1 protein-coding gene is annotated in these 1,338 nt (G+C 45.3%); it reads left to right on the top strand.

All coding sequences use genetic code 11. From position 1 onward, the window contains the following. Window positions 1-99: 99 nt before the first annotated feature. Window positions 100-1,338, top strand: a 1,239-nt coding sequence (gene aspS / locus Q0339_RS02385) for an aspartate--tRNA ligase (protein WP_298077185.1), incomplete at its 3' end; no start/stop codon positions are given.

Genomic DNA, 1,338 nt, shown 5'->3' with positions numbered 1-1,338 from the left:
GGTTTTATTAGGCTTTTTGCTATAATAGATGGGAATGTAAAAAGACCCAAGGAGAAAGGAATAAGCCCTGTTAGATAAAGTGGGGGTTTGGGAAACATAATGAAACGTAGTATCTATGCTGGACGTGTTCGCCCTGAACACATCGGAAGACAACTCACTCTTAAAGGTTGGGTGAGTCGCCGTCGTGACTTAGGTGGCTTGATTTTTATTGACCTGCGGGACCGCGAAGGCATTATGCAGCTGGTCATCAACCCAGAGCAAGTATCCAAAGACATCATGAAAAAGGCTGAAAGCCTACGAACGGAGTACGTAATTGAGGTGACAGGAACCGTTCAAGCACGTGAGCAGGCCAATGACAAGCTGGCAACTGGAGCTGTGGAACTGCAGGTCAGCGACTTGGTCATTCTCAACACTTCCAAGACGACTCCTTTTGAAATCAAGGATGATGCGGAAATGACAGATGACAATCGTCTTCGTTATCGCTATCTGGACTTGCGTCGTCCAAGTATGCTCAAGAATCTCAAACTGCGGGCCAAGGTGACCCATAGCGTTCGTAATTACCTAGATGAGTTGGAATTTATTGATGTGGAAACGCCAATGTTGACTAAGTCAACACCAGAAGGGGCGCGTGATTACTTGGTACCAAGTCGGGTTAGCCAAGGTCACTTCTATGCCCTTCCACAAAGTCCACAATCGCCGCAATTGTTCAAACAACTGCTGATGGTGGCCGGTTTCGACCGTTACTACCAAATCACCAAATGTTTCCGTGACGAAGACTTGCGTGCCGACCGTCAACCTGAATTTACCCAAATCGACTTGGAAACCTCATTTCTAGATGAGGAAGACATCCAAGAGATTACTGAAGGTCTAATAGCTCGGGTCATGAAGGAAACCAAAGGGATTAATGTGACTATACCCTTCTCTCGTATGACCTACGATGATGCCATGAACAATTATGGCTCTGATAAACCAGATACCCGCTTTGACATGCTTTTACAAGACTTGACAGATACTGTCAAGGGAATTGACTTCAAGGTCTTTGCCCAAGCTCCAGCAGTTAAGGCTATTGTAGTCAAGAATGCGGCGGATAAGTATTCTCGTAAAGCCATTGATAAGTTGACAAATGTGGCAAAACAGTACGGAGCCAAAGGATTGGCCTGGGTCAAGTATCTTGATGGAGAAATGACTGGACCTGTTGCTAAATTCTTGACAGAGATTGCTGATAAGTTGACAGAACGTTTACAGTTAATTGACAATGATTTGGTCCTCTTTGTTGCAGATAGCTTAGAAGTTGCTAATACCACTCTAGGCGCCCTGCGGATCCTTCTGGCTAAGGAA

Source organism: uncultured Abiotrophia sp., from assembly GCF_938010525.1.
Classification (GTDB): domain Bacteria; phylum Bacillota; class Bacilli; order Lactobacillales; family Aerococcaceae; genus Abiotrophia.
This window is presented reverse-complemented; position numbering and strand designations above follow the sequence as displayed.